The sequence below is a fragment of the Azospirillum formosense genome, assembly GCF_013340925.1.
Taxonomy (GTDB): Bacteria; Pseudomonadota; Alphaproteobacteria; order Azospirillales; family Azospirillaceae; genus Azospirillum; species Azospirillum formosense.
Genome location: NZ_WHOR01000246.1, coordinates 1 through 8828 on the forward strand (window position 1 = coordinate 1; position 8828 = coordinate 8828).

Annotated in this window: 6 protein-coding genes and 1 riboswitch; of the genes, 3 read left to right on the forward strand and 3 right to left on the reverse strand. The window is 70.2% G+C overall.

The features are described from left to right. Nucleotides 1–22: 22 nt before the first annotated feature. Genes GBZ26_RS23465 through GBZ26_RS23475 form a run of 3 tightly spaced genes read right to left on the reverse strand, consistent with a single transcriptional unit; the run spans nt 23 to nt 2763 of the window. On the reverse strand, nt 23–1225 hold the full coding sequence (locus GBZ26_RS23465; protein WP_174440921.1) for an ABC transporter substrate-binding protein: 1203 nt from the start codon (nt 1223–1225) through the stop codon (nt 23–25). 58 nt (nt 1226–1283) lie between these two features. Next, entirely contained in the window at nt 1284–2006 is a 723-nt protein-coding gene (locus GBZ26_RS23470; protein ID WP_174440922.1) for an ABC transporter ATP-binding protein, read from the reverse strand. After that, a complete protein-coding gene (locus GBZ26_RS23475) occupies nt 1999–2763 on the reverse strand; it encodes an ABC transporter ATP-binding protein (protein WP_059399139.1) in 765 nt (254 codons plus the stop codon). The genes GBZ26_RS23470 and GBZ26_RS23475 overlap by 8 nt, the downstream gene beginning before the upstream one ends. Before the next feature lie 290 nt (nt 2764–3053). Then, nucleotides 3054–3269, forward strand: a riboswitch (cobalamin riboswitch). Nucleotides 3270–3445: 176 nt separating this feature from the next. Here GBZ26_RS23475 and cobW point away from each other — a divergent pair. The 3 genes from cobW to GBZ26_RS23490 all read left to right on the forward strand — a co-directional run bounded on the left by cobW (nt 3446) and on the right by GBZ26_RS23490 (nt 8793). Then, nucleotides 3446–4504 (forward strand): cobalamin biosynthesis protein CobW, encoded by a 1059-nt coding sequence (cobW, locus tag GBZ26_RS23480; RefSeq protein ID WP_174440923.1) that lies wholly within the window; start codon nt 3446–3448, stop codon nt 4502–4504. A 162-nt stretch (nt 4505–4666) separates the two neighbouring features. Beyond that, nucleotides 4667–8080, forward strand: coding sequence for a cobaltochelatase subunit CobN (cobN, locus tag GBZ26_RS23485; RefSeq protein WP_174440924.1), 3414 nt, complete (start codon nt 4667–4669; stop codon nt 8078–8080). After that, nucleotides 8077–8793 (forward strand): hypothetical protein, encoded by a 717-nt coding sequence (locus GBZ26_RS23490; protein ID WP_247884881.1) that lies wholly within the window; start codon nt 8077–8079, stop codon nt 8791–8793. Before cobN ends, GBZ26_RS23490 begins: the two co-directional genes overlap by 4 nt. The last annotated feature ends 35 nt before the right edge of the window (nt 8794–8828 follow it).

Below are 8828 nucleotides of genomic sequence, written 5' to 3' on the forward strand. Positions count from 1 at the left end.
GAGGGGGCCCGACGCGACAACCTTACTTGACCAACGAACAACCGCTCTTGGCCGGGTCGAGGAACGCCTGCTCGGCCGGGATCGTCTTCACGATCTTGTAGTAGTCCCAGGGGCCCTTGGACTCGGCCGGGGTCTTCACCTGGGCCAGATACATGTCGTGGAACATGCGGCCGTTGGCGGCGATCTTGCCGTTCTTGGTGAACATGTCCTCGACCGTGGTTTCACGCATCTTGGCGGCGACCTTGTCCGGATCGTCGGAGCCGACGGCCTCGACCGCCTTCAGATAGTGGCGGACGGCGGAGTAGACGCCGGCCTGGACCATGGTCGGCTTGCGGCCGGCCTTGGCCTCGAACTTCTTGGTCCACTCGCGGGTCTGGTCGTCCGTGTCCCAATAGAAGCCGGTGGTCAGCAGCAGGCCCTGGGCGGCCTGGAGACCCAGCGCGTTCACGTCGCTGATGAACAGCAGCAGGCCGGCGAGGCTCTGGCCCGACTGGGTGATGCCGAACTCCGAGGCCTGCTTGACGGCGTTGGTGGCGTCGCCGCCGGCGTTGGCGAGGCCGATCACGTCGGCCTTGGAGGCCTGGGCCTGCAACAGGTAGGACGAGAAGTCGGCGGTGCCCAGCGGATGGCGGACGTTGCCGGCGACCTTGCCGTCGAGCTGCTTGACCATCTTCGTGGTCTCATCCTCCAGCGAATGGCCGAAGGCGTAGTCCGCGGTGATGAAGAACCAGTTCTTCTTGCCCTGCTCGACCAGCGCGCGGGCGGTGCCGGCGGCCATGGCGTAGTTGTCGTAGGTCCACTGGAAGCCGTAGGGGCTGCACGACTTGCCGCTGAGGTCGGTCGAGCCCGGGCCGGACATCAGGAAGATGCGCTTCTTGTCCTTGGTGATGCCCTGCACGGCCAGCGCCGCGGCGGAGTTCGGCACGTCGGCGATGACGTCCACGTTGCCGGCGTCGATCCACTCGCGCGCCGTGTTGGCGGCGATGTCGGCCTTGTTCTGGTGGTCGGCGACGACGATTTCGATCGGCGCGCCGGCGACCTTGCCGCCGAACTCCTCGGCCGCCAGACGGGCGGCGATGGCCGAGCCCTCGCCGGCGAGGTCGGCGTAGATGCCGGACCGGTCGTTCATCACGCCGATCTTGATCACGTTGTTGGAGACCTGGGCGTGCGCGGCCCCAGCGGTCAGCGCCAGCAGCGCGGTCCCGCAAAGCAACGTCTTGAGCATTTCGAACTCCCTTCGATTGGCTTTGTTTTGAGTGTTTTCGGCAGTGGGGGTGATTTGGTCAGACGCCCAGATAAGTGTGGAGCTTGTCCATGTTCTGGGCGAGCTGGTCGTTGGGGATCATGTCCACGACATGGCCTTCCTCCATCACGTAATGGCGGTCGGCGATGGTCGCGGCGAAACGGAAATTCTGCTCCACCAGCACGATGGTGAAACCGCGCTGCTTCAGCTTGCGCACCGCCACCCCGATCTGCTCGATGATCACCGGGGCCAGCCCTTCGGTCGGCTCGTCGAGCAGGATCAGGTCGGCGCCGGTGCGCAGGATGCGTGCGATGGCCAGCATCTGCTGCTCGCCGCCCGACAGGCGCGTGCCCTGGGTGGTGCCGCGGCCCTGGAGGTTGGGGAACAGCTCGTAGATCTGCGGCACGGTCATGCCGCCCGACTTCACCACCGGCGGCAGCATCAGGTTCTCGTCCACGCTGAGCGAGGAGAAGATGCCGCGCTCCTCCGGCACGTAGCCGATGCCGAGGCGGGGGATCTTGTGCTGCGCCATGCCGATCAGCTCCTTGCCCTGGAAGCGGATCGAGCCGTTGCGCTTGCCGACGATGCCCATGATCGAGCGCATGGTGGTCGTCTTGCCGGCGCCGTTGCGGCCGAGCAGGGTCACCACCTCGCCCTGGCGCACGTCGATGTTGACGCCGTGCAGAACGTGGCTCTCACCGTAGAAGGCCTGGAGGTCGCGGATTTCCAGCATCGTCGTCTTCGCGGTCGCACCGTCAGGCATGGCCCACCTCACCCGTACCCATGTAGGCCTCCATGACCTGCGGGTTGCGCGATACGACGTCGTATGCGCCCTCGGCCAGGATCTCGCCGCGGCGGAGCACGGTGATGGTGTCCGACAGGTGGGCGACGACCGACAGGTTGTGCTCCACCATCAGGATGGTGCGGTCGGCGGAGACGCGCTTGATCAGCGCGGCGGTGCCCTCGATGTCCTCGTGGCCCATGCCGGCCAGCGGCTCGTCCAGCAGCATCACCTCGGGGTCGAGCGCCAGCGTGGTGGCGATCTCCAGCGCGCGCTTGCGGCCGTAGGGCAGCTCGGCGGCGGTGTGGCCGGCCCAGGGGGTCAGGTTCACCGCCTCGATCAGCTCCTCGGCGCGGGCATGGAGGTCGTAGAGGCTGGCCTCCGGCTTCCAGAAATGGAAGCTGGTGCCGCGCGGGCGCTGCAGCGCCACGCGGACGTTCTCCAGCACGCTGAGGTGCGGGAAGACGGCGGAGATCTGGAAGGAGCGCACCATGCCGAGCAGCGCCACGTCGGCGGGCTTCATGGCGGTGATGTCGCGCCCCTTGTAGAGGATCTGGCCGCGCGTCGGCGTCAGGAACTTGGTCAGCAGGTTGAAGACCGTGCTCTTGCCGGCGCCGTTCGGGCCGATCAGCGCGTGGATGGTGCCGCGGCGGACCTGGAGGTTCACCTCCTTCACCGCGATGAAGCCCTTGAACTCCTTCGAGAGTCCGCGCGCTTCCAGAATGATGTCGTCGGCCATGGGTGCCGCTTTTCCCTCCCTGTTCGTCCGCGTCGTCTGCCGGTCCGCGTTTTTGGTTACGCTGGTATAAGCACAGAACATGCCAACTGCGGAGCTATCGAACAAGCAATTGGAATCACTTATTTCTCCCTGCTAAGCCGCGGGCTCCCCACACCGTCCGAAGTGTCAGCTTTCCAGACAGACTGTACCGATCTTCCGACACGCCAACGGTGGTATGGGCGGAGCGTACCGGGTTCGACGGCATGCGTCCACGCCGCCAAATGGCCGCTTGCAAATCGGGGGTGCGCCTGCAATTCTGCGCCCCCGACGGTGCCCCGTCCGCCGTGAAGGCGCGGGGATAATAGGGAATGCGGTGCGGGCCCGGATGGGGTCCAAGGCCGCGGCTGCCCCCGCAACTGTATGCGGCGAGTCCGCCTCCGGAAATGCCACGGGCCGACAGGCCGGGAAGGCGGGAGGCGCGACGACGACCCGCGAGCCAGGAAACCTGCCGCCGGACCGACACTCATCCAATCCGCCGGGTGTGGCGGAGACAGGGAAACCAGATCATGACGAATCGCGCCGTCCTCAGTCCGTCCTCCTTGCCGCTTCAGGCCGCCCTTCCGTTCCCGGCCGCCGGGCGCCCGCTCCGCTGACGGCCGACCGACCCGATCCTCTCTCTTTCCCTATTTTCAGGAGACGGCCGATGACCTCCGGCCCGCTGACCGCCGGGAAGACCCCGGCCACCGTCATCACCGGCTTTCTCGGCGCCGGGAAGACGACGCTGATCCGCAGCCTGCTGGAGCAGGCCGCCGGGCGCCGTCTGGCGCTGATCATCAACGAGTTCGGGGACGTCGGCATCGACGGCGAGATCCTGCGCGCCTGCGGCGATCCGACCTGCACCGAGGATGACGTGATCGAGCTGGCGAACGGCTGCCTGTGCTGCACCGTCGCCGACGATTTCGTCCCGGCCATCGAGAAGCTGCTGGCCCGCCCGCAGCCGCCGGAACACATCATCATCGAGACCAGCGGCCTCGCCCTGCCGAAGCCGCTCGTCCAGGCCTTCCATTGGCCGGCGATCAAGACGCGGGTGACGGTGGACGGGGTGGTCGCGGTGGTCGACGCCGCCGCCGCGGCGGAGGGCCGCTTCGCTCCCGATCCGGCGGCGCTGGCCGCCCAGGCCGCCGAGGCCGGGCAGCTCGATCATGAGACCCCGGTGGAGGAGGTGTTCGAGGACCAGCTGCTCTGCGCCGACCTGATCGTGGTGAACAAGACCGATCTGGTGGACGCCGCCGATCTGGCGAAGGTCGAGGACCTGATCCGCGCCGCCATGGCTGAAGGCGGCACTGGGCGCGAGGCCAAGATCCTGCGCGCCAGCAACGGCAAGGTCGATCCGGTGGTGCTTCTCGGCGTCGGCGCCGGCGCCGAGGACGACCTCGCCAACCGCCCGAGCCATCATGACGAGGAGGAGGGCCACGACCACGACGACTTCACCAGCTTCGTCGTGGAACTCGGCCCGCAGCCCGACCCGGCGGCGCTGGCGAAGACTCTGGAGCGGGTCGCCGCCGCCCACGGCGTGCTGCGCCTGAAGGGCTTCATCGACGTGCCGGGCAAGCCGATGCGCCTGCTGGTGCAGGGCGTGGGGACGCGCATCCAGACCCATTTCGACCGCTTCTGGAAGCCCGACGAGCCGCGCCGCAGCCGTCTCGTGGTGATCGGCGAGACGGGCCTGGACCGCGACGCCGTCACCGCGGCGCTGTCTTAAAACCCCTCTCCCGCCCCGGGAGAGGGAGGGACCCGCTCACAGAGCGGGAGGGTGAGGGTCGCACGCGGAGACCGCAGCGATCCTTGCCCGTACCCTCACCCGCCCGCTTCGCGGGCACCCTCTCCCGGGGCGGGAGAGGGAGTGTTTGCAAAGCTGTGGCCCATGCACCTACTCGCCGCCCGCCAGGAAGACCTCGACGCCGGCCCCCAGGCCGTGGATCTGGGGCAGAGCCCGGCGGACCTCGTCGTCCTGTCCTTCTCCGACAGCGACCTGACGGCGCTCGCCGCCTGCTGGAAGCGCCATCGCGACACCCTGCCTTCCGATCCGTTGCCGACGCTGCGGCTGGCGAATCTCGCGCGGCTGGGGCACCCGCTGTCGGTGGACCTCTACGTCGAGTCGGTGATCCGCAAGGCGAAGCTGGTCATTCTGCGGCTGCTCGGCGGGGCTGGCTACTGGCGCTACGGGCTGGACCATGTCGCCGCCGCCTGCCGGGAATCCGGGGTGGCGCTGGCCGTGCTGCCCGGCTGCGCCCAGCCGAACCCTGCCCTGGAGGGCTACGGCACCGTCCCGGCCGAGGCCGCGCAACGGCTGTGGCGTGGATTCACCGAAGGCGGGCCGGACAACATGGCCAACCTGCTGGCCTACGCCGCCACGCTGGCCGGGCAGGAGCGTCCCTGGCGCGAACCGGCGCCGGTGCCGCGCTTCGGCGTCTATGACGGCTGGCCCAATCAAGCGACCGGTCCCTGCGCGCCGGTCGTCTTCTACCGCTCCCACCTGCTGGCCGGCGACCTGGAGCCGGTGCACGCGCTGTGCGACGCGCTGGCCGCGCGCGGCCTCGCCCCGCTGCCGCTGTTCGTGGCGAGCCTGAAGGAGCCGGACTGCGCCGCCTGGATGCGCGCCACCCTGACCGCGCGGAACGCCGCCGTCGTAATGAACCTGACCGGCTTCTCGGCGGCGCGCGAGGACGGGTCGCCGCTGGAGGCCAACGGCACGCCGGTGCTCCAGGCCGTGCTGTCCACCACGCCCGAGGAGGGCTGGCGCGGCTCGGCCCGCGGCATGGGGCCGTCCGATCTCGCCATGAACGTCGTGCTGCCGGAGATGGACGGGCGCATCCTGACCCGCGCCATCGCCTTCAAGGCCGAAGGGGCGCTCGACCCCGACCTGGAGTTCGCCCCGACGCTGATCCGCCCGGTGCCCGACCGGGTGGCCTTCGCCGCCGATCTGGCCGCCGCCTGGGTGCGGCTGGGCGCCACGCCGCGGGCCGAGCGCAAGCTGGCGCTGGTGCTGTCCGACTATCCGGGGCCGGGCGGCGGCATCGGCCATTCGGTCGGCCTCGACACCCCGGCGAGCGTCGTCGGCATCCTGGAGCGGCTGCGCGCCGAGGGCTACGCGCTGGACGGGTTTCCCTCCGGGTCCGCCGCCCTGATGGAGGCGCTGACCGGCGGCGCCACCGCCCTGCTGAGTTTGGAGGACTACCGCCGCCTCGCCCCCGACGAGGCCCGCACCCGCATCGCGGCATGTTGGGGCGACGAGGAGGCCGACCCGCGGTCCGCCCAATTGGAGAACGGCGCGGCCTTCCGCTTTACGGTGCTGGCCTGCGGCAACGTCGCCGTCGCCGTGCAGCCGAGCCGCGGCCACGGCCCGTTGACCACCACCCAGCACCACGACCCGGAGACTCCGCCCAGCCACGGCTATTACGCCTTCCACCTCTGGCTCCGCCATGTGCTGGGCATCCACGCGCTGGTCCAGGTGGGGGCGCACGGGACGCTGGAATGGCTGCCGGGCAAGGCCGTCGCCCTGTCCGCCGACTGCTGGCCGGAGATCGTCGCCGGTCCCCTGCCCTGTCTCTACCCCTTCATCGTCAACAACCCCGGCGAGGGCGTGCAGGCGCGCCGCCGTCTGGGCGCCGTGCTGATCGGCCACCTGACGCCGCCGCCGGTCGAGGCCGGGCTGCACGGCGACCTCGCCGCGCTTGAAACGGCCATCGACGAATATTCGATGGCGACCGGGCTGGACCCGCGGCGGTTGGGCAGGCTGCGCCAGACCATCCTGGACCTCGCCTGGAGCTCCGGCGTCGCCGCCGACTGCAACCTGCGGCCCGACGACGACCCCGACGCCATCCTCAGCCGCCTCGACGCCCATCTCTGCGACATCAAGGAGATGCAGATCCGCGATGGGCTGCACGTCTTCGGCACCACGCCGGAGCCGGAGCGCCGCGCCCGCCTGCTCGCCGCCGTCGCCCGCTTCGCCACGGCGGAGGACGTCGCCCCGGCGCTGGACGCCTGCGGCGAGGCGGAGATGGCCGCATTGCTGGCCGGGCTGGACGGGCGCTTCGTCAAGCCCGGCCCCGGCGGCTCCCCGGCGCGGGGGCGGGCTGACACGCTGCCCACCGGGCGGAACCTCTACGCGCTCGACCCGCGCGGCGTGCCGACGCCGACCGCCTGGACGCTGGGCTGGCAGGCGGCGGATGCGCTGATCACCCGCTACCTGCAGGACCATGGCGACTGGCCGAAGCGGCTGGTGGTGGATTGCTGGGGCACCCCCGCCATGCGCACCGGCGGCGACGAGCTGGCCCAGGCCATGGCGCTGCTCGGCGTGCGCCCGCTGTGGGAGAACGGCTCCGGCCGGGTCACCGGCTTCGAGGTGATGCCGGCCTCCGTCCTCGGCCGGCCGCGGGTGGACGTGACGCTGCGCATCTCCGGCCTGTTCCGCGACGTCTTCCCACATCAGATCGCCCTGTTCGACCAGGCCGTCCGCGCCGTGATGGCGGAGAACGAGCCCGACGACGTCAACCCCGTCGCCACCGCCCTCCGCGCCGACCGCGCCGAACTGGAGGCCGGCGGCACCCCGGCGGCGGAGGCGGAGCGCTGGGCCAGCGCGCGGGTCTTCGGGGCGGCGCCCGGCGCCTACGGCACGGCGCTGCCCGGCATGATCGCACGGGGCGACTGGGCGGCGCGGGCCGACTTCGGCGCCGCCTATCTGGAAGGAAGCTGCCACGCCTACGGCAAGGGGCTGGAGGGCGTGCCGCTGCCCAGCCTGTTCCGCCGCCGCATCGGCGGGGCCGACGCGCTGGTGCATCACCAGGACCAGCGGGAGCATGACGTACTCTCCACCGACGGCTTCATGCAGTATGAGGGCGGCTTCTCCGCCGCCGCCGCCTTGGTCGACAACGACCCGGCGCTCTACCATCTCGACAGCTCGGAGCCGGAGAGCCTGACCGTCCGCACGCTGGGCGAGGAGATCGCCCGCGTGCTGCGCGGCCGGGCGGCCAACCCGCGCTGGATCGACGGCATGATGCGCCACGGCTACCGCGGCGCCGGGGAACTGGCGGCGAGCGTGGACACGCTGTTCGCCTTCGCCGCGACCACCACGGCGGTGCGGCCCCATCATTTCGACCAGTTGTACGACTCCTATGTGGACGACCAGCGGGTGTGGGACTTCCTGGCGCAGTCCAATCCGGCCGCCGCCCGGCATATCCTGGACCGGTTGACCGAGGCCCTGGAGCGCGGTCTCTGGCACCCACGCCGCAATTCGACGGGCGACGATCTGCGCCGCCGCAAGGAGATGTCCGCATGAGCGCGATCACCCAACCCTGCAATGCCCTGCCCCGCAACCCGCCGCGCCGACGCGGCATGTGCCCCGGCGTCCTGGCCCCGATGGAGGTCGGCGACGGCCTGCTGGTCCGCGTGCGCGTTCCCGCCGGGGTGCTTCCCGCCGCCTCGGCGACGCGGATTGCGGAGCTGGGGCGTCGTTACGGCAACGGTCTGGTCGATCTCAGCCACCGCGGCAACCTGCAACTGCGCGGCGTCGCCGCAGCGGACATGGCGGCGCTGATCGCGGAGCTTCGCTTGCTCGGCTACGTCTCGGAGGACGCGGAGAGCGAGGCGGTGCGCAACGTGCTGACCTCCCCCACCGCCGGGCTGGACGGGACGGCGGTGCTGGATGTGCGCCCCTACGCTCTGGCGCTCGACGCCCGGCTGGCGGCGGACCGGGACCTCCACCGGCTGCCGCCGAAGTTCGGCTGGCTGGTCGACGGCGGCGGGCAGGCCACCCTGTTCGACAGCAGCACCGATGTGCGCTTCGATGCGGTGGCAGGGGCGGTGGACGGGCCGCTGTTCCGCGTCGGGCTGGGGGGAGATTTCGAAAAGGCCACGTTGCTGGGTTGCTGCCGCCCCGACGATCTGGTGGAGCTTGCGGCGGCGTTGGCCCGGACCTTCCTGGCCGTCTCTTATAAACCTCCCCGAGCCCCCGGGAATAAGGCGAAACTCGTCTGCCGTCTTCTGCCTTGAAAAAAAAAAAAAAAGAATGTACCTACAGACGTCGT

Excerpts from the sequence above, each read along its gene's own strand:
- GBZ26_RS23465 (WP_174440921.1), bottom strand. The coding sequence starts at position 1,225 with ATGCTCAAGACGTTGCTTTGCGGGACCGCGCTGCTGGCGCTGACCGCT.
- GBZ26_RS23470 (WP_174440922.1), bottom strand. The coding sequence starts at position 2,006 with ATGCCTGACGGTGCGACCGCGAAGACGACGATGCTGGAAATCCGCGAC.
- GBZ26_RS23475 (WP_059399139.1), bottom strand. The coding sequence starts at position 2,763 with ATGGCCGACGACATCATTCTGGAAGCGCGCGGACTCTCGAAGGAGTTC.
- cobW (WP_174440923.1), top strand. The coding sequence starts at position 3,446 with ATGACCTCCGGCCCGCTGACCGCCGGGAAGACCCCGGCCACCGTCATC.
- cobN (WP_174440924.1), top strand. The coding sequence starts at position 4,667 with ATGCACCTACTCGCCGCCCGCCAGGAAGACCTCGACGCCGGCCCCCAG.
- GBZ26_RS23490 (WP_247884881.1), top strand. The coding sequence starts at position 8,077 with ATGAGCGCGATCACCCAACCCTGCAATGCCCTGCCCCGCAACCCGCCG.